The sequence below is a fragment of the Desulfobacula sp. genome, assembly GCF_014237455.1.
Lineage (GTDB): Bacteria > Desulfobacterota > Desulfobacteria > Desulfobacterales > Desulfobacteraceae > Desulfobacula.
Genome location: NZ_JABZFL010000034.1, coordinates 14461 through 33101, shown reverse-complemented (window position 1 = coordinate 33101; position 18641 = coordinate 14461). Strand labels below are relative to the sequence as shown.

At 41.8% G+C, this 18641-nt stretch carries 16 protein-coding genes and 1 pseudogene; 9 read left to right on the top strand and 8 right to left on the bottom strand.

The window, feature by feature from the left end; translation table 11 throughout:
• Positions 1-8: 8 nt before the first annotated feature.
• From alaS to HGJ91_RS05475, 4 genes and pseudogenes are all read left to right on the top strand, one after another.
• Positions 9-2669 (top strand): alanine--tRNA ligase, encoded by a 2661-nt coding sequence (gene alaS / locus HGJ91_RS05490; protein ID WP_291346702.1) that lies wholly within the window; start codon positions 9-11, stop codon positions 2667-2669.
• Positions 2666-3700, top strand: coding sequence for an ABC transporter permease subunit (locus tag HGJ91_RS05485; protein WP_291346701.1), 1035 nt, complete (start codon positions 2666-2668; stop codon positions 3698-3700). The genes alaS and HGJ91_RS05485 overlap by 4 nt, the downstream gene beginning before the upstream one ends.
• Complete coding sequence (locus HGJ91_RS05480) at positions 3697-4737, top strand: ABC transporter permease (protein WP_291346700.1); 1041 nt, start codon at positions 3697-3699, stop codon at positions 4735-4737. Before HGJ91_RS05485 ends, HGJ91_RS05480 begins: the two co-directional genes overlap by 4 nt.
• Positions 4738-5098: 361 nt before the next feature.
• Positions 5099-6285: pseudogene (locus HGJ91_RS05475) on the top strand (IS3 family transposase).
• 51 nt (positions 6286-6336) lie between these two features.
• Here HGJ91_RS05475 and HGJ91_RS05470 read toward each other — a convergent pair.
• Together HGJ91_RS05470 and HGJ91_RS05465 are read right to left on the bottom strand one after the other, a co-directional pair.
• Positions 6337-7266, bottom strand: a complete 930-nt coding sequence (locus tag HGJ91_RS05470; RefSeq protein ID WP_291346699.1) for a transglutaminase-like domain-containing protein — start codon at positions 7264-7266, stop codon at positions 6337-6339.
• 277 nt (positions 7267-7543) lie between these two features.
• Positions 7544-8713, bottom strand: coding sequence for a hypothetical protein (locus HGJ91_RS05465; protein ID WP_291346698.1), 1170 nt, complete (start codon positions 8711-8713; stop codon positions 7544-7546).
• An 813-nt stretch (positions 8714-9526) separates the two neighbouring features.
• On the opposite strand from HGJ91_RS05465, the gene HGJ91_RS05460 reads away from it, so the two are divergent.
• A complete protein-coding gene (locus HGJ91_RS05460; protein WP_291346697.1) occupies positions 9527-9775 on the top strand; it encodes a hypothetical protein in 249 nt (82 codons plus the stop codon).
• Here HGJ91_RS05460 and HGJ91_RS05455 read toward each other — a convergent pair.
• From HGJ91_RS05455 to HGJ91_RS05445, 3 genes are all read right to left on the bottom strand, one after another.
• Positions 9757-10185, bottom strand: coding sequence for a thioesterase family protein (locus tag HGJ91_RS05455; RefSeq protein ID WP_291346696.1), 429 nt, complete (start codon positions 10183-10185; stop codon positions 9757-9759). The genes HGJ91_RS05460 and HGJ91_RS05455 overlap by 19 nt on opposite strands.
• A gap of 183 nt (positions 10186-10368) precedes the next feature.
• Entirely contained in the window at positions 10369-11256 is an 888-nt protein-coding gene (locus HGJ91_RS05450; protein WP_291346695.1) for a DMT family transporter, read from the bottom strand.
• Positions 11253-12158 carry a DMT family transporter gene (locus HGJ91_RS05445; RefSeq protein ID WP_291346694.1) on the bottom strand — a complete coding sequence of 302 codons (906 nt, stop codon included), beginning with the start codon at positions 12156-12158 and terminating at the stop codon, positions 11253-11255. The genes HGJ91_RS05450 and HGJ91_RS05445 overlap by 4 nt, the downstream gene beginning before the upstream one ends.
• Positions 12159-12321: 163 nt before the next feature.
• Between HGJ91_RS05445 and HGJ91_RS05440 the strand changes: the two genes are divergently transcribed.
• Positions 12322-13242 carry a DMT family transporter gene (locus tag HGJ91_RS05440; RefSeq protein WP_291346693.1) on the top strand — a complete coding sequence of 307 codons (921 nt, stop codon included), beginning with the start codon at positions 12322-12324 and terminating at the stop codon, positions 13240-13242.
• 132 nt (positions 13243-13374) lie between these two features.
• On the top strand, positions 13375-13941 hold the full coding sequence (locus tag HGJ91_RS05435) for a flavodoxin family protein (protein ID WP_291346692.1): 567 nt from the start codon (positions 13375-13377) through the stop codon (positions 13939-13941).
• A gap of 60 nt (positions 13942-14001) precedes the next feature.
• Here the strand turns inward: HGJ91_RS05435 and HGJ91_RS05430 are convergent, their stop codons facing one another.
• Both HGJ91_RS05430 and HGJ91_RS05425 read right to left on the bottom strand, forming a co-directional pair.
• Entirely contained in the window at positions 14002-14619 is a 618-nt protein-coding gene (locus HGJ91_RS05430; RefSeq protein WP_291346691.1) for a class I SAM-dependent methyltransferase, read from the bottom strand.
• Entirely contained in the window at positions 14620-16080 is a 1461-nt protein-coding gene (locus HGJ91_RS05425; protein ID WP_291346690.1) for an SEC-C metal-binding domain-containing protein, read from the bottom strand.
• Between the two features lie 122 nt (positions 16081-16202).
• On the opposite strand from HGJ91_RS05425, the gene HGJ91_RS05420 reads away from it, so the two are divergent.
• Together HGJ91_RS05420 and HGJ91_RS05415 are read left to right on the top strand one after the other, a co-directional pair.
• Positions 16203-16469, top strand: a complete 267-nt coding sequence (locus HGJ91_RS05420; RefSeq protein WP_291346689.1) for a hypothetical protein — start codon at positions 16203-16205, stop codon at positions 16467-16469.
• 2 nt (positions 16470-16471) lie between these two features.
• Complete coding sequence (locus HGJ91_RS05415; protein ID WP_291346688.1) at positions 16472-18001, top strand: class I adenylate-forming enzyme family protein; 1530 nt, start codon at positions 16472-16474, stop codon at positions 17999-18001.
• Here HGJ91_RS05415 and HGJ91_RS05410 read toward each other — a convergent pair.
• Entirely contained in the window at positions 17998-18510 is a 513-nt protein-coding gene (locus HGJ91_RS05410) for a DUF6125 family protein (RefSeq protein WP_291346687.1), read from the bottom strand. The two genes, HGJ91_RS05415 and HGJ91_RS05410, sit on opposite strands and share 4 nt — an antisense overlap.
• Positions 18511-18641: the final 131 nt, after the last annotated feature.

Here is an 18641-nt window from a genome sequence, read left to right as displayed (position 1 = left end):
GTTGTGATATGACAGGCAATGATGCCAGAAAGATGTTTATCGAGTATTTTAAAAAACACAATCATCAGCAGGTAAGATCGTCTTCCCTTGTACCACAGGATGATCCGACCCTTTTGTTTGTGAATTCCGGAATGGTGCAGTTTAAACGGGTTTTCACGGGAGATGAAAAAAGGGATTATTTAACTGCGGTAACCTCTCAAAAATGTGTCAGGGCCGGCGGAAAACATAATGACCTTGAAAATGTCGGGTATACGGCAAGGCATCATACTTTTTTTGAAATGCTGGGCAATTTTTCCTTTGGTAATTATTTTAAGGAAAAAGCCATTGACTTTTGTTGGGATCTTCTCACAAACGGCTATGGGTTTGACAAGGATAAACTCTGGGTGTCTGTTTTTCTTGATGACGATGAGGCCTTTGACCTTTGGCAGAAAGTCGCGGGTGTTCCTCCGGAAAGAATTGTGCGGCTTGGAGAAGAGGATAACTTCTGGTCTATGGGAGACACAGGGCCTTGCGGACCCTGCAGTGAAATTCATATTGACCGTGGCATAGAATTTGGCTGTGACAGCAAAGACTGTGCTGTCGGGTGTGACTGTGACCGGTGGCTGGAATTATGGAACCTTGTGTTCATGCAGTTTGAAAAAGATGAACAGGGCAATATGACACCATTGCCAAAACCAAGTATAGATACGGGCCTGGGTCTTGAACGGGTGATTTCGGTTCTCCAGGGGGTTCCCACAAATTATGACACAGACCTTTTTGTGCCTATTATGGAAAAAGTCGGGGAACTTTCCAATAAAAAACGGCATGAGTCTGATCTGGTTGAAGTGGCCATGAAGGTCATTGCCGATCATTCCAGGGCATCTGCTTTCCTGATTTGTGACGGAGTGATGCCCTCCAATGAAGGACGCGGGTACGTGCTTCGTCGCATCATGAGGCGGGCCATTCGGTATGGAAGAAGTATCGGGCTTGTCAAACCTTTTATGCATGAGACGGTACAGACGGTTTTTGCAATTATGGATGAAGCTTATCCCGAGTTGAAAGATTCTGCTGCATTTATTTTGAATGTGGTGAAGAATGAAGAGGAAAAATTTCTTGAAACCCTGGATGCCGGGATGAAACTTCTGGAAGTCGTAATTGAAGACCTTCCGGATCGAGATGGGCCTATTTTTGTGAAAGACGGTAAAGAGTTCATACCAAAAAGAGAAATTACTGGGGATATGATTTTCAAGCTCTATGATACCTATGGATTTCCAGTGGACATCATTGTCGATCACGTCAAAGAGATGGATATTGATCTTGACATGGTAGGGTTTGACCAGGCCATGGCAGAACAAAAAGCAAGGTCAAAGTCCACTAAAAAATTTGCAGGCGTGGGTGTTGCTTATAAAGCCCTGACTTCAAAAGGGATAAAGACTTCTTTTGAGGGCTATGACACTATTGAAGGAGAGTCGGATGTGCTCATCATTGTCCAGGATGATAAGGAAATTGAAACGGCTAAACAGGGCGATATCATAGAAATTGTAACCGCCGCTACAGTCTTTTATGCAGAATCCGGCGGCCAGGCGGGAGATGCAGGCGGATTTGAAAATGAAACTTGCGTCATCACGATTACGGACACGGTGAAAGATCCCACCGGGCTTGCCATCCATAAAGGTATGGTTGAAAAAGGCGAGGTTAAAAAAGGGGATACATTTATACTCAAGGTAGATGCACAGAAAAGACAAAATACAGCAGTGAACCATACGGCCACCCATATCCTTCATTCGGCCTTGAGAAAAGTCCTGGGGGATCATATTAAACAAGCCGGTTCTCTTGTAACAGACACAAGATTAAGATTTGATTTTACCCATTTTTCATCTATTTCTATCCAGGATATTCAGGCCATAGAGAATGAAGTCAACTTAAGGATTCGTGAAAATCATTCAATTGAGACAGAAGAGATGAACATGGATGAGGCGGTTAAAGCAGGTGCTACCGCCCTGTTTGAAGAAAAATACGGGGATGTGGTAAGGGTGGTTTCCCAAGGGTCATTCTCCCGGGAGCTTTGCGGGGGAACCCATACAAAATCATCCGGTGATATCGGACTGTTTAAAATTTTGTCAGAAGGCGGGATTGCTTCCGGCGTTCGAAGAATCGAAGCTGTAACCGGCCAGGCGGCACTTGATACCGTTCACAAGGATCAGCATCTGATTGATTCTGTAGCAGATCGGTTGAAAGGGGCAAAAGAGGACGTGGTATCAAAGATTGAGGTGGTATTAAAAGACAAGAAGACTCTTGAAAAAGAACTTGAATCCATGAAAGCAAAAATGGCGTCAAAATCTGTTGAAAATATTGATGATGCCATAAGGGAAATAAACGGTGTCAAAGTGATTTCAAGGCGGGTGGAGATTGAAAATCCGTCCCAGTTAAGAGATCTGGCTGATAAATTCAAGACAAAAATAGGATCCGGGGTCGTCCTTCTTGGCGCCCAATCCGGTGGGAAAGCGTTATTGATTTCTATTGTGACCGAGGATTTGACAAAAGAATATAAAGCAGGCGATATTGTAAAAGCAGCGGCTAAAATAGTTGGCGGCGGCGGTGGTGGCCGTCCCGATATGGCCCAGGCCGGCGGCACAAAACCTGAAAACCTTGATAAGGCACTTGAATCCGTATTTAAAACAATGTCATGACCGCATATTTCATAAGACGATTGCTTCTGGTGATACCGACATTCATCGGTATTACCATTATGGTTTTTACCATCACTCGTTTTGTACCCGGAGGCCCCATTGAAAGAATTATTACCGATACAAGGGCCATGCAGACAGGCCACGGCGGATCAGGTTCATCTTCCATGTCCGGCCCAGGTAGCGAGCAACCCCTTTCCCACGAACAAATCCAAAAATTAAAAGAATACTACGGGTTTGATAAACCTGTATTAACCAGCTATTTTATCTGGCTTGGCAAAGTGTTGAGAGGAGATCTGGGTCAATCCACACGATATTATGATCCGGTCTGGGATATGATAAGAGACCGAATTCCCATCTCTCTTTATTTTGGCATCTTAAGCCTGATCATGATTTACGGGGTCTGTATTCCCCTTGGCGTTGCAAAGGCCATTCGGCATAAAACCGGATTTGATAATATTACATCCATCATTATTTTTACGGGTTATGCCATTCCCGGATGGGTGGCAGGCGTATTCATGCTGGTTTTGTTTGCATCCAATTATGATGTGTTCCCTTTGGGAGGGCTTGTGTCCGAATTGTTTGAAGAGATGAATCTGTTTGAAAAAATTCTGGATATTGCCTGGCATACCATTTTACCCCTGTTTTCCTATGTCATTGGTTCTTTTACCGTGATGACACTTTTGATGAAAAACACCCTTATGGATAATCTGTCTTCCGATTATGTCAGAACAGCCATTGCCAAAGGGCTTCCCTTTAAAAAAGCTGTACTGAATCATGCCATGCAAAACAGTCTGATTCCCCTGGCAACCAGCTTTGGAAATAATATCTCCATCCTTTTAATGGGATCATTTTTGATTGAAAAAGTATTCAATATCAACGGTATGGGGCTTTTGGGATATGAATCCATTCTTGACAGGGATTACCCGGTGGTGATGGGTATCCTTGTTATCTCATCCCTCTTGTTCATGATTGGTAATATTCTATCCGACATCTGTGTTGCGCTTGTCGATCCCAGGGTGAGGTTTAAATGATATCTTTAAATCCTGTTACCATAAAAAAGATCAAACGGTTTCGATCCATTAAAAGAGGATTCTGGTCATTTGTTATTCTTTCTTTAATGATCTTTTTTTCTTTTTTTGCCGAGGCCTTTATCAATTCGCGGGCATTGCTGGTTTATTATAACGGCACTCTTTATTTTCCAACCTATACCACTATGATCCCGGGCTCTGTTTTTAATCTTGGCTATGAGTATGAAACCAATTACAGGGATCTTAAAAAAAAGTTTGAGACGTCATCCAATTTTGTCATCCTGCCCCCGGTTCCCTATAACCCTTATGAGAATGATTTGAAACTCAATTCGTATCCGCCGTTTCCCCCCTCATTTAAAGAAAAGCATTTTCTGGGAACCGACAATGTGGGCAGAGATATTCTTGCGCGCCTTGTCTACGGGTTTCGAACCGCCATTCTTTTTTCTTTTGTTCTTTTGATCATGAACTATAGCGTCGGGATTACCATTGGCTGTTCCATGGGATATTTCGGAGGGAAATTTGATTTAATCTTCCAGCGGATCATCGAAATCTGGAATAATGTCCCGTTTTTATATGTGATCATTATCATTGCCTCCATTGTGATTCCAAATTTCATGATTTTGCTTTTGATCATGGCCTTTTTCGGGTGGATCGGCATTACCTGGGTCATGCGAACCATGACCTATAAAGAAAAAGAAAGGGAATATATTCTGGCAGTGCGGTCTCTTGGAGCATCCCATGCAAGGATCATATTCAAACACATTATCCCCAACACCATTTCCGTAATCGTGACCTATGCCCCCTTTGCCATTTCAGGGGGGATTGTCGCTTTAACATCCCTTGATTATCTGGGGTTCGGGCTGCCTGCCCCGACACCTTCCTGGGGGGAATTGTTGTCACAGGGCTGGCAGAACATGGAGGCCTGGTGGATTGTCTCTTCTGTCGTAGCTGCCCTTGTAACAACCCTTATGACGGTCACCTTTATCGGTGAAGGCATACGAGAAGCCTTTGATCCGAAGCTTCACACCATCTATGAATAAAAGAAAATTTATCGGCAATAGAACCCATTGAAGCGACCGGAAATCATTGATGTGGAACAGGTAGAGTCGATTTTTAAAAACCTATCTAAACCATTAAAATAGCAGTATTTTTTAATACATGGCTTGGCTTTATTAATCGACATTTCCTCCAAGGTTAAAAAATATTTGTTACATACGTCTTGAATAGGGCAAAGATATAAATATATCTGGACAAAAGCTCTTGAAAAATTTGAACAGGTATGAACAAAAATTAATATGAATGGTTTTTAAAACAAAAGTCTGGCGAATGTTTTTTTGATCCTCCCCCGGTATTGTAGACACTCAGTTAAGCCTCTATAATGAAAATTAAGGAGGACAAAACATGAGTTCGAAATCCAGAAGAAAATTTGATCAGGATTTCAAAAGGAATGCAGTTCTATTATGCTCTGAACCTGGGCGATCTGTTACTGGGGTGGCAGAAAATTTAGGTATTGGCAAAGATCTCCTATATCGCTGGCGACGTGAGTACCACCGGGCAAGCGGGCAATATGTATTCCCCGGCAATGGTGTTGAGGCATTGACCCCAAATCAGAAACGAATTCGGGAGCTTGGAAAAAAGCTTCGGGATACTGAAATGGAGAGAGACATATTAAAAAAAGCCATGGCCATCTTCAGCAGGACATCGAAATGAGATATCAATTTATTAAAGCTCACCGCTCTAAATTTACGATGAAGAAGATGTGCCAGGTATTGAAACTATCTATGAGCGGTTTCTATCATTGGCAAAACAGGGCACCATCAGCACGGGCTATGAGAAACGAGCATTTAAAAAAACGTATTTTTGAATTGTTTTCAGAGCATAATGGTATGGCTGGCAGCCCACTGATCACAGCAGACCTCCATGATGACCCCGAATTTTATAATGTTGGTCAAAATAGAGTTGCTCGTCTGATGCGCGACATGAATCTGAAATGTAAAAGATTAAAGAAATTTGTTGTCACCACTGATTCCAAACATAATGAGCCAGTGGCCCCTAACCTGTTGAACAGGGAATTTGATGTTGAAGCACCGAACACAGTATGGGTAACCGATATTACATATTTAAAGATTGGCAGGCAATGGTACTATTTGACTATTTTTATAGATCTGTTTTCCAGATGTGTTGTAGGCTGGGATTTAAGCGGTTCCCTTGAAAGGCACTCGGTTATTCTGGCATTGAAAAAAGCTATCATGCGCCGCAGGCCTGGGAAGGGATTGATGATCCACAGTGATCGTGGTGTGCAATACGCCAGTCAAGATTTTAAAAAAGCACTTAAGAAACATGGTTTTATTCAAAGCATGAGCCGTAAGGGAAATTGCTGGGATAACGCTGTTGCAGAATCATTTTTTCATACATTAAAAACACAGTTGGTCTACCATATTCGTTTTAATAGTTTTGAAGAGACTGAAAGAATTCTCTTTAAATATATTGAGGTTTATTATAATCAAAGAAGGAAACATTCGGCCAATGGCTGGAAAGCGCCTGCTCACTGTGAGCAGGAATGGTATAACCTGAAAAATGTGGCTTAACTCGGTCTCCAGTTTATTGGGGTAGGATCAATAAGTTCATCATAAAACCAACTAAAATCTCAAACGGTAAAATGCATCAAAACCGGTAGTGTAACCTTGTAAATGGCACCCTTGGAACTCTGCCATATATTCTGCTATTTCTTTTAGATTTCTAAATGGACGTTTTGTCGTTTCCATTGCTTCCATTGCATTTGAATCGCCTGCCATGTAAAATTCATTCCCTTTTTTTATCACACAAATGGTGTGGCCCACGACATACCCTAATGGGCTTTTACTCGACTCTTTGTGAAAATACGCCCGCAAAGGGATTGTCTCGTAACCAGCTTTACCAAGGCATATATAAGCGAGGTACGCTGCATCAGTACATATACCCTTCTTTATTTTGAGTGTTTGTTTCGCCGTTTGAAGAGCAGATATAGGATTTCTTACAGGTAATTTTTTCCAATTATATTTAAAATTTCTCCTGAGCCAAAGTTCAAACACAATTGGAGCGTTTAAACGATCCATGACATCTTGTGGATTCCCCCACCTTGATTTGTCATAATAAGAAAACCATGCCGACGATAACAACCAGTTGATTTCTTTTTCTTTGATACGTCGGTAGGCTAACTCAGGATTTTTTTGTAAAAGCCAAAAAAGGGCCTGCAATGGCGTACAATACTTTCTAACTTCCGGTAAACCGATCTGGTACATTATATCAAAATATTCATCAAAATGTATTGGATTTTCATTATATATCCTATCCAATCTTTTCAACGCAATCATTTCATCAGATGAAATTCCATCTTGAATATCTGGTAATTTTCCTATTTCTTTTGCGAGCAAAGCATTACTTTCTATAATTTCTTTAAATAAATCAGTATAAGGGCCATGGAATGGTTCATTAGGTTTCGTTGGACCTAATGAAGTGCATCCTCCAACAATAGAACATAATAAAATTGTCAATAAATACTTTATTAAGGTATTGTTTTGAGGGACCATAAAGACCTCCTTCTTAACACTGAGAGCAGATCAAATGCCATAAATTAAAATTCTAAGCTGATTCAATGGATAAGTAAATGCTTTTTGTCAAGAAATATATACAAGGAGTATATATTGAATATCGGTTTTTGGTGTCGCTTTTACCACTTTTTATTGTCTCAAAAGGAAGATGGGTAGAATGCACACCTCTGTAACCATGCACCTTTATCTATGAGAAATCATACAATAATCTCTTGACCCATCCCCAAGACCACTTTCCAGTTTGTGTGTGGTTATATTAAAAAGTTCGATAGGGAACCTTTCCCAAGTAATAAGGATCTGCTACTCCCTTTACAAAAGCACGTAAAGATGCTTCGGAAGAATCTATAGATGAATTAACAATATTTTTGGTAGGAGAATTTTTTTCCGGCATGTACCATGGAAAGTCGATCCAGCCTATAAGTTTAATCCCTTTGTATTTCTCCTTTACCTGTTTAAAGGTATCCTTTACCCACTTTGCTTTACCCGCCTGTTCGTGGCATCCAAATTCAGCGAGCATCACAGGCTTGTCAGGATGGTTCTTTCGAACGTTCGAATACCCGAAACCAAGAGCTTCATCAATAGACTCCCAGTGGCTATATGATTGCGAGTCGCCAAAATTCCAGACGTTCATTCCTATCCAGTCAACATAACGGTTACCCGGATAGTAATCATCTGGCCAGCTGGACCATTTGACAATATTGCTATTCGAAATATACCAGCCCTGATAGAATTGATCCCATACCCAGGTTACATATTCATTGGCTCCCTCCACTTCGAATAACTCCCACATGTGCCGCCAGGCTTCTTTGACTTTTTCCGGCTGACCCCGCCAGGGATAAGTCCCCCCATTGGCTTCAATCAGTGTTCTGAAAAAAAAGCCTCCGTATTGTTTGCCAAATTTGACGCTCTCTTTTGCATATCTCCTTAGACGGGCATCGGCTTTCCCGCGAATAATATCCTCGAGGAGATGACTCCGGCGTGCTTCGTAAAGCATTCTTACGTCAAGGATAAGGGAAGGAATTACGCCATGTTCTGCAGCCGTGATTGCTTGATCCTTTGCAAATTCCACGTTGGGTTGATTTCTGTAAAAGGGGTTTGGTTGATAAATTACAGAAGGTGGCTTTCCTATGATCCGAATATAACGCTCAATCACCTCAGGAAAAATTTTGATAGGTCTACCAACAAGTTTTTGGCCATAGTAATACCCTACCATGCACCCGTGTTGCCCATAATGGTCTGGGGATTGTATTTTTTGTCCCGAAAGCCTGGGATAGTGAACAGATTTCAAGTCTTTAACCACATCAACTGGCATGGTTCCACAACCGGTTAATAGCCCACTGGATTGCATAATGACAGCAAATCCAAAAGCAGATACCCCGCTCTGTCTTAAGAAATCCCTGCGAGTTAGAAAGCCGTTATGAACCATTGCCATCTCCCTTTTTGTTTTTTCGTAGTCCCACCTTGCCGACGAAAATATAACAATAAGCTTACCAGTTTTTTTCTGAGTAACATCCTATGATGATATGTTATACAGAAACAGGCTAATCCCATAATTAACAATGCAAAATAGAATATCCGACCCGATTTAAAATGTTAATCACTAATGCAGTATCAAAATAAATTATTATTGTTTATAATTTCAGCCACTTATAATCACTTGACAACCCCGTGAATGAATACCTAATTTTCATAGGATAGATTTTCAAACATAAAAATTCTCTTTCAATATCGGAATGAATTTGATCCTTGGTGTGGAATACTTGCCATGTTCCGCACACTCCCCAAATCGTAACAACAACAGAATGATTTTTATATTCTGGTAGATTTCAATAATAATCACCGTACAGTATATTGTGATGCAAAGTAAATAAATTTTCATAAATTAATTCAAATATATAAGAAAGGGTAAATTCAAATTAATCAAGATCACCTTAATCTTTATTGGAGATACACTTCCCAGCAGTTCAAATCTTGAGAAATATTTTTCTGAAATCTGCCAAATTGTGATCTATATATTGGTACGTTGAAAGGAATAGATATCGGGAGAATGTGGGAGCCTTCAGGTGAGCTCACGCTTAAAAATTTTTTGCTCAAGTGGTGCAAAAATGTGGTATATGATCAACGAAATGATAGCCTAACTTTCTTAGCAGGCTGTCCAAACAATGGGGTCCATCGTAGGGTCCACTTCAATGATCCAAAACTGTATAACCAACTTATGATGCTTTATATGGAGTCGAGATTGATCAACAAATCCACTGATTACTTAGTCAAAACTATTATCTTTACTGGCTTAGCACTAATTGCGTTTGCTGCAAATTCAGTGCTGTGTCGACTGGCGTTGGGTGAGAGAGCCATTGATGCATCCAGCTTTACCATTATACGTCTGCTGTCTGGAGCCATCGTTCTTCTGGCGATTTTAAGTATGAATGGAAACAAAACTGGACGGATTAGGAAGGATTTTGAATCTAATCAGGCAGGCGCAAATTGAAATGAAAATGCCTCAGGGGGAGTCGTAATCTTATTTTGGGCAAAGTCAAAGAAAACAATCCCGGTTTTTGCAAGTATTACTAAGTTGCCGGTTTCTGTATTTGTTACCCGGTAAAATATATCACACCCATATTTGGTAAAATTACCTGCGCCCATTTCAAATTTTAATTTATCGCCATAAACCGATTGCGATTTATATGAAACAGCAAGGTCTGAAATAACTAACGCTTTTCCAGAAATATCTGGTTTTGGAAAACCGAATTTTTCCAGAAACCTTACCCTGGCTTCATGAATAAGGGAAACAAAAGCATCATCTCCAACATGATTACCATAGCTTATATCTGTAAGCCTTACTGCAAGTTCAGTCTCAAAAATAAAATCTTCTATCATTTTGATTTCACTTCGTGCCATGACTTTCCTTTATGATTATTTTTGTTTGACATTTGCTTGTATTCATCTGACATTAATAGCTTCCTTTATTTCTTTAGAGCCATACTCTTCTGTTGTCAAGAAGAAATTGTTTAAATGAGATGGCATCGTTGCCATTCTGAATCATAATAATCTGAAGATTAAAGCAAAAAGAGATCCTTAATTTTAATGTCGGTTTACAAGATATATCCCTGTCCCTACCAGAACAAGAGCACATATAAGGTATAGGGTTATCTGTTCGTTGAGGAATACGGCCCCGGCAATTACCCCAAAAAAAGGTGTTAAAAAAGTGAATGATGCCAGTCTTGATACAGCATAATTGCTGATCAGCCAGAACCAGGCAATATAGGTGATAAAAGCGATCCAGACAATTTGGTAAAAAAGACTGGTGATAACTAAAGGGGTCATGTTTGTGATACCCGGCTCTCCAAATGCCGGGGAGACGGCAGGAAGAACCATTGCAGAAATACCAAGCTGGTATAAAAGTGTTTTGCTCGGCGCAATAGATGCAAGGGGACCTGCTTTTATTACGACGGTTGTTGCACCCCAGATGACTGCCGCACCGGTCAGCATGATATCCCCGATGAGCATCTGTCTGGTGGGAAGGTTTAAGGATTCATTAAATGCGATAATTATACCGATAAAGGCCAGGCAAAGACCGGATACCTGGATTTTGTTGAGTTTTTCTCCGGGAATGAAGAGCTGGGCACCTAAGGCGACAGCAAATGGTGACGTGTTCAGAAAAATGACTGCCCGTGATGCATTAGTGAAATTAAGGCCCCGGTAGATCAGAATAAATTCTATTGAAAAGAGAAGGCCGACAGCGATTCCCCACCAAAGGGTATTGTCTTTTGCCAGGACAGGAATACGGCGTACGTTCATCCATATCAGCACTAATATGGTTGCACCGATTGACCGGATACCGGCCTGGAGAACCGGAGAGATACCCTCAATTGCAACCTTAATGGCCACCTGGTTAAACCCCCAGCTTGCACAAAGAAGTATAAGCAGCAGCACCCCTTTAAAATCTAAAGCAGCATTATTGGGTTTCATTTGGATTCATGATTCGTGGCGATAATACCGGAAAAAATAAGTATCATGCTGTAAAAATGAACCATGCCGATGCTCTCATGCAAAAAAAGATACCCTGAAAAACCAGTGAAGAGGGGAAGGGTATAATATACCATGCCTGCCTTGGAGGGCCCGAGTATGACAATGGATTTATTCCACAGTACAAAGGCACACAGCGATGCAAAGATGCCGACATAAAGGATTGCCGGGATGGTGGTTTGATTTAAAAAGGATTGATGGACCGTGGTGAGTTCCCATAAGAAAAATGGAAATAGAAAAAGCAATCCTAAGATAAAAGTGGAAAGCTGCAATGCTTTAATACTTAACCCTTTTGGCTTATTTTTTAAAAAAAGACTGTAAACAGCAAATATGATGGCCGCTGTTAACATCCAGACATCACCAATAGTGAAAGAAATACTTAAGAGGGTGGAGAATTTTCCTTTTGTGATCAGAAACAGAACACCGATTAAAACGATTGTGATGCCCACCCCTTTTTTGACGGTTAAAATTTCTTTGTAGAGAAATCTGGAAAACAGGATAATAAAGATGGGAAATGTGATGGAAATCAGCGAGAGATTCATGGCCGTTGTTGTCTGGCCTGCAAAATAAATAAGGGTATTGAAGGTTGTAATACCCAGAAAGGATGTGATTGAAAAGTATGTGATATGTTTTTTTATGATCGGCCATTCTTGAAGAAGATTTTTGACGGCAAAGGGTGTGAAAACAATCACCGCTACCATCCATCTGCAGAAAGCAAGGCTGACAGGGGGGATATTGTCACTGAGCCCTCTTGCGACAATGAAGTTCCCTGACCATAAGGCTGTGGCGCCAATGGCACAAAGATAGCCAGCAAGAACAGACTGTTTTTTGAGCATATCTGACATATTTTATTTTCTCCTTTTTGAATATAGTCTAATATGCCCTTGCTGTCTGAAAAAAGATACAGATTTGAAAAAAAAAGGAACACAGGAAAAAAAGATAAGAATTGTGTTTCAAAAAATGAAATATTCCTTTAAATTACAGGCTTAATATATAAAGGAAGGATCATTGAAGCAAACATCTGTTATGTCTAAAAACTATCTGTATCTGTTTATGACGCTTCATGTGCTTGGTGCAGCCGGCACATTTATTTTCAGCAAGGCTGCAACTGTCAGCTTTGCAAATCCCATGGTCTTAACCGTTTCCCGGGGCCTGGGATCTGCTGTGATTTTTCTTATGTTTACCGGATGGAAAATCCCCAAACCTGATTTCACCTTAAGGGAATGGTTTGGGCTTCTGGGGCTGGGCGTGTTGCTGGTCCCGTTGAATCAATATTGTTTTTTAAAAGGTCTTGAACTTACCGTTCCGGGGCATTCCGCCCTTCTCTATGCTATGACTCCCCTTGGTGTACTTCTGGTTTCAAGTATTCGGATCGGTACAATGCCTTCTCTCCGGAAATTTGCAGGCGTTTTTATTGCATTTTCAGGGGTGGTGATCGTTTTAAGGCCTTGGGCATCCGGGGCTCAAATCAGTGAAATGAGAACCGGTGATCTCTGGTTGATCGCCGCTGTTTTCTGTTGGGTTCTGTATACGGTTCTGGCCAGTGACATATGCAGGAAGAAGAATGCGTTGACCGTCACAGCCTGGAGCTTGATTTTAGGTGTTCTCATTATGCTTCCCATAGCAGTCGGACCACTGATGGCTTTTGATTTTTCCGCGGTTTCAACAGCCGGATGGTTTGGGCTCGGATATATGATTGTGATCACAAGTTCTGTGATGATGATATTGTGGAATATCCTTTTACAGCATCTCACACCGGTTCAGGTAGCGATTACAACCAATGCTCAACCTCCGGCAACCACCCTTCTTGCAGCAGTAACGGCGGCAGCGGGATTTCTTCCGGGTCATCAGGACCTGGGACCAGTGTTTATTCTGGGAATGGTGCTCTCCCTTTCAGGTGTAATCATCATCCAGAAAGCCCTGGATTAACTCTTGAAAGGGAATCGGCAACCGGCGCAGGGGCCGGCACAAAGATATGAAAAACAGAATAATATTGATGCCCCCGGTAAAAGAGAGTATAAAATCTTAAGTTGAAAAATGAATTGAATAAAAGGAGATACAATGAAAATAACGATATTGCAGGGCAGTGCCAGAAAAAAAGGTAATACGGCCAGGGTAATTGGCTGGGTTGAAGAAGAACTGGTTTCCCTGGGTCATGAAGTTGAGACGATCTACTTGAATTCTCAAAATCTTCACGGATGTATGGGATGCGCCAAGTGCAAGGAAAAACCCGATACAATAGGGTGTATTCAAAAAGACGATGTACCTGAAATCCTGGGGAAAATGGTCAGTTCACAACTGGTTATTTTTACCTCTCCATTGTATTTCTGGGGCTTTACCGCACAGATCAAGGCAGTGATTGACAGGACTTACAGCCTGTACACAAACTATCACCAGCCGGGTCATGCATCCCTTGTGGCCGGACAGCGGCAGGCCCTTTTGGTGACGGGTGCCGGACCCTACGAAGACAATGCAGAAGGCGTGTTTACAGCTTTCAGGCGTATGCAGAACCCCCACAGGGCCATCAATGCCGGTGAGCTTTATATTGGTTCGTGCACAACCCCTGACAAGCTCAATGATTTGGTTCAACAGCAGGCGATTGAATTTGCTCGAGAGATTGCTGCCTGATCAGTTCATGCGGATTGCAGATTGTTTTAAGAAAGTTTTTGCCTTGGACAGGGAGAGACGTTATCCATGGACAGCAGTACCCCAGTAATTAAAACTTAACGGTTTCAGACTGCTCGTATACTTCATATCAAGATGTCTGATTTTAAAACCACCTTTTTCGATAAGGCGGGGTATGGGTCTGTTCAGATTACACCCGTCGCTGACTAATTTCCAGAGGGGATTCATTCTGTTTTGCCATTTGCTAATATGATTATCCGGTGCCTTCCCATGTTCATAAAAAATCAATTCACCCCCTGGTTTCAAAACCCGGTTCATTTCTTTTAAAGCTTTCACCACATCAGGGATCGAGCAAAGGGTATAAGTAACCAATACAGTATCTGCTGAATTTTTTTTAAGCGGAATCTCTTCGGCGGACAAAGTTATGAATTCGACGTTGAATGGAACCTTCTCCGCATTTTTTTCTGCAATTTCCCGCAATTGTTTTGAAGGATCCAACCCCCATACAAAGTCGATTTTTTCCGGGTTATAAAATGGCAAATTCAGTCCTGACCCGATCCCGATTTCCAGGACTCTTCCAAAGGCTTGCGGGACCACCTTTTTACGCTGATATATGAAATCTTTCCGGGAACAAACCCAGTGGGTCAGCTTTGGGAAAATGCAATTATGATAAAATTCCATTTAATCCAGGCCTAGCTCTTTTTTGACTTTTTGAACACCTTTTCGGTGCAGCTCATTTAAAACCGGATCAGGGGTTTTTCCGGTCTCAATATCATATAGCAACGCTTCTACAGCCTCTCGTCCGTCTGCCGTTTTTACGGCTGTCCTCGGGGTTATATTTCCAAGGGCAGGAATTTTCATATCCACCCAGTTATCCCAGTGCTTGGAGAGCATTTGTTTTAACTGCTGCTGTATTTCAGGGTTTTTCATCAGGGCATCATGTTCCCCCTCAAATTTTTTATGGTCAAAGGAATCTTCGTCTGGATGATTCATGATCGGATCCATGTCTTCAATGACATCAACTTTAAACTTGGCATCACTGCCCATCCGGGTTTTAATCTCTTTGCATATGCGCTCAGCCCGCTGTGCAGAGTTGATTTGTATTATCATTTTTTTATGGTCGATACGCACTTCGCCTAAGATGGTGTTATCATAGTGTTGAATTTTTTTATTCCCTTTTTTTGTCCAGGAAAAATTTACCTTGCTGATTCGTCCTTTTTTGTCTGATTCGGCTGTTTTCCGGATAGTCTCGGGGGATTCAACAGTACACAGGGAGGCCAGTTTTTCAAATGCGGAGTCAGGGTCTTTTATCTCAAAAACAAGTTTATGAAATTCCAGCAGCTCTCCGTCGATGTTCTGCATTTTTGGAGGGTTGTGCAAATGATGGTCAATATCGAGATAGGCTTCCCGCAGGTCCATATCCCATTCCAGCAGGTCTTCATCAGTTATCAGAAGTCGGCCTTCTTTAATATCTTTCCGAAGTTCGATCAACGCCGGTTTCAGTCCGGTCGGAATGATAGCCCGGCCCATGCCGATGAGCATGTCGATATTATCTATGACAACTGCTCTGGCAAAAACAATATTTTTAGGGTTAAGGTATCCTGAACCCATATGCTCCTGAACCGTGACGGTCTTCCCGGTCATAATATTCTTAAGGTCAATGGATTGACCGGGTTTAACTCCCATGACATCCCAGAAGCAATAAGGCTTTCGGCTGATGCCTTTGACAAGTTTTTTTTCCAGATTACTGATTTTTTTGATGTTTTCCTTCATATAGGCTTCAGCAATGGTGATTTCACTCTCTTCTTCAGCCCAGGCTTCATCAAGGTCCGGTTTGCAATCCCAGTTATAGAGAATCCATGGCCGGTAAAGATCCTGAAGAGAATCCATGGCGTCATCGGTAAAATATTCATCCTCTTCATCCGGCCAGCAGAAAAACTCATGCAATGCATCTTCTATGATCTCGCTGTTAAAATGTTTGAGCATATATTTTTCAAGTTTAGGTTCAAGTTCTTCATAGGCCTTGGAGATGCGTCTGTAAGCCAGGTCAATGGCGGGTATGATATTGCTTTTATTCAAACAGCATTTTTTATATTTTTTTCCACTGCCGCACGGGCATGAGTCATTACGACCGATTTTCATGTTTGTATCCTTGGTTTTTCTGTGTTTTTTAAATTTGTTTTACATCATCTGCCGTCATTTGTTAAGATCATTCCGATAAGTTTAATTTTTATTCAAATATTATAGGGTTTGGGGGAGAAAGTATGAAATCCATCCAGGCGGAATTTAAAGAGGCGTCAAAAAAAACCACCATTAAAAAAGATGCCAAAGAGGAAGACTGGGCAATGGTCTGCCAAAAATTCAATGATGATGTGTCCCGTATCTGTGATGTAACAGACAAGGAAGATTATACCGGTCTGTTTGAGTGTTTTGATGATGATAACAATCGGTTTTTTTATCTGGTTAAAGAGGATAAGGATTTATACCGGATGAAACGCAAACAGTTTTTTGATAATATCGGGCTGAAATAAAAATGATTAAATCCATGAATATTGCCTGGTGGGTGCAGCGCTGGGCTGAGCTGACACCGGACAAGGCGGCGATCCTGTTTGAAGAACAGACCATCTCTTATCAAGTGCTTTGCAGGCGGGCGGACCGGACAAGCTGCTGGCTTCAGTCCATAGGGATTGAAAAGGGTGACCGTGTGGCCGCGATGCTTAATAACTGTCCCGAGTTTCTCGATTTGTTTCTTGCATGTGCCAGGCTTGGAGCTATTTTTGTTCCTATAAATTTTCGTATTACATCGGTTGAACTGGATTATTTTATTAAAAACTGCCGCCCAAGGCTTTTTGTCCATGGAGACGCATTTGCCGATGCAGTGAATGCACTTGAGCTGGAAAGCTATCTGCCTCCCATGATGGTGGCGGTTGTGGGAGAGGCTCAGTTTAACGGCAGGATGTTTGATTTTGTTGAAGAAACAAAAAATTTTGATGGAAAGCGGGCCTTTCTGACAAGGTCTCTTGGGCCTGCTGATCCTGAAGAACCCCAGGTGATCATGTATACATCCGGTACAACCGGGAAGCCAAAGGGAGCGGTTCTGTCCCACCGAAAGACGTTTTTTAACTGCCTGAATGCCGATATTTTTTTCAAGCTTCATTTCAGTGATATCATGCTGATTTTTTTGCCTTTGTTTCATTCGGGCGGCCTGTTTATCCAGGCAGCCCCGATTTTTTATAAAGGGGCAACCATTGTCCTTCACAGGAAATTCGATCCTATTACGATTTACAGGGATATTGAAAAATATCGGGTGACCAAATTTCTAGGAGTTCCTACGGTATACAGGGAATTATTAAAAGTTGATCCGGAAAAGCGAAGTGATATTTCCTCCCTGCGGGTCTGCGCCGGAGGCGGGGAAAAACTGAATCAGGACCTGATCAAAAAATGTGCTGAAGCCGGCCTTGCCTTCCGTCAGATCATGGGTCAGACAGAAACCTCAATCCTGTTGTGGGCGTCTGAAGATGACCCCTTGAAAAAGCCGGGAACTGTGGGACGGCCTGTTTTCCATGCCGAGGTCTCCATCCTGGATGAACGGGGAAGAGCGGCAAAACCGGGTGAAACAGGCGAGATTGTTGTTCGGGGATCTATCATGATGAAAGAGTATTGGCAGGACCCCGTAAAAACAGAAGAGACTATTAAAAACGGGTTTCTTCGGACAGGAGATTTGGCCCGTATGGATGAGGATGGATTTTTCTACCTGAAGGGAAGAGCAGGGGATATGTATATTTCAGGCGGGGAAAACGTTTATCCGGCAGAAGTAGAAAAAATTCTCAAACTCCATCCGGATATTGAGGATGTGGCTGTCATAGGAATGGCTGATGAGACATGGGGAGAAACAGGGCATGCCTTTGTTATCGTGTCATCTGGTGCATCCCTGACTCAGGCGGATGTCATTGCCATGTGTCAGGGCAAGCTTGCAAAATACAAATGGCCTAAAAAGGTAACCTTTAAATCACAATTTCCCCGTACTTCCCTTGGCAAGATCAGAAAAGGGGATCTGTCTTAACCGTTTAACGTGAACCGCCATTTGCAGAACATATCATCCGGGTGAGGGTCCGGCGGCGCAAACACACATTCCACGTTGATGCGCTCATCAATCACTTTTACAAAGCTTTCAAATTCCTTCATGTGCATGTATTTGCAGACATATTCTCCCTGGCCGCGTTTGAGACGGGCTTGCTGGGTGGGGCACGAAGGCACTGTAATGATCACCTCATCTTTTTTTTCCTCAAAATTGTAGCCCACAAGGATACACCAGGGGAATAATTTTAATGCCTTAACAAACCCTGCAAGTCCCTTTTCAGGGATATTAAATTTTTTCTTAAGATCTTTGGCAGCATCCCCTGCTACACGGTCCCAGACCTGTTCATTGATCTTTTCTGCCGTTGGCTGATCAAATTTTTCAGCGATCCTGATAAACCAGAATGCATCCATGACCCTGTAGTTCCATAAAAGAAATTCAATGTAGGTCTGGAGTTCTTTTTTAGTCATGGTTTTAAAAATGTCTAAATTCATGGGAAATCCTTTTTTTAAAATTATGTTTTTATCTGTTATACAACATTTGCATGACATTACAAAAAGAATCGTTTCGAAAATTCATTTGAAACTATGGTAAAAAAAAAGAATCTGTAGTATTCGTGGTGATG

Excerpts from the sequence above, each read along its gene's own strand:
- alaS (WP_291346702.1), top strand. The coding sequence starts at position 9 with ATGACAGGCAATGATGCCAGAAAGATGTTTATCGAGTATTTTAAAAAA.
- HGJ91_RS05485 (WP_291346701.1), top strand. The coding sequence starts at position 2,666 with ATGACCGCATATTTCATAAGACGATTGCTTCTGGTGATACCGACATTC.
- HGJ91_RS05480 (WP_291346700.1), top strand. The coding sequence starts at position 3,697 with ATGATATCTTTAAATCCTGTTACCATAAAAAAGATCAAACGGTTTCGA.
- HGJ91_RS05470 (WP_291346699.1), bottom strand. The coding sequence starts at position 7,266 with ATGGTCCCTCAAAACAATACCTTAATAAAGTATTTATTGACAATTTTA.
- HGJ91_RS05465 (WP_291346698.1), bottom strand. The coding sequence starts at position 8,713 with ATGGTTCATAACGGCTTTCTAACTCGCAGGGATTTCTTAAGACAGAGC.
- HGJ91_RS05455 (WP_291346696.1), bottom strand. The coding sequence starts at position 10,185 with ATGGCACGAAGTGAAATCAAAATGATAGAAGATTTTATTTTTGAGACT.
- HGJ91_RS05450 (WP_291346695.1), bottom strand. The coding sequence starts at position 11,256 with ATGAAACCCAATAATGCTGCTTTAGATTTTAAAGGGGTGCTGCTGCTT.
- HGJ91_RS05445 (WP_291346694.1), bottom strand. The coding sequence starts at position 12,158 with ATGTCAGATATGCTCAAAAAACAGTCTGTTCTTGCTGGCTATCTTTGT.
- HGJ91_RS05435 (WP_291346692.1), top strand. The coding sequence starts at position 13,375 with ATGAAAATAACGATATTGCAGGGCAGTGCCAGAAAAAAAGGTAATACG.
- HGJ91_RS05430 (WP_291346691.1), bottom strand. The coding sequence starts at position 14,619 with ATGGAATTTTATCATAATTGCATTTTCCCAAAGCTGACCCACTGGGTT.
- HGJ91_RS05425 (WP_291346690.1), bottom strand. The coding sequence starts at position 16,080 with ATGAAAATCGGTCGTAATGACTCATGCCCGTGCGGCAGTGGAAAAAAA.
- HGJ91_RS05420 (WP_291346689.1), top strand. The coding sequence starts at position 16,203 with ATGAAATCCATCCAGGCGGAATTTAAAGAGGCGTCAAAAAAAACCACC.
- HGJ91_RS05415 (WP_291346688.1), top strand. The coding sequence starts at position 16,472 with ATGATTAAATCCATGAATATTGCCTGGTGGGTGCAGCGCTGGGCTGAG.
- HGJ91_RS05410 (WP_291346687.1), bottom strand. The coding sequence starts at position 18,510 with ATGAATTTAGACATTTTTAAAACCATGACTAAAAAAGAACTCCAGACC.